This window comes from Brevibacillus sp. SIMBA_040 (genome assembly GCF_046535075.1).
GTDB lineage: Bacteria > Bacillota > Bacilli > Brevibacillales > Brevibacillaceae > Brevibacillus.
The window spans coordinates 1-289 of the sequence record NZ_JAWRXI010000130.1 but is presented as its reverse complement, the minus strand read 5'-3'; the positions used below and the strand labels follow the sequence as shown (position 1 = coordinate 289).

Genomic DNA, 289 nt, shown 5'->3' with positions numbered 1-289 from the left:
GCCTCAAGCTGGTGGAGTATCTGAAACGGCATTTCCCGGCGGTGCACATCCTGGTGCTGACCATGATCTCCAACCCTTTGATCCTGACCCGGCTGCATGAACTGGGCGTGGTCGGAGTCATTCAGAAAAACCAACTGCACAACGAAATCCAGGTTGCGCTCAAGGCTGTCGCCAGGGGTAATCCGTTCCAAAGTGCCAGGCCGGAACCCACCTCGGTGATGGAATCTACCAGCGCCCTGGACGAACGTTTCGCCAGGTTGTCGCCCAAAGAGCACGAAATACTGCGGCT

At 57.1% G+C, this 289-nt stretch carries 1 protein-coding gene; it reads left to right on the top strand.

The genetic code is table 11. The features are described from left to right. Positions 1 to 289, top strand: a 289-nt coding sequence (locus SB752_RS32260; RefSeq protein WP_486320403.1) for a response regulator transcription factor, incomplete at both ends; no start/stop codon positions are given.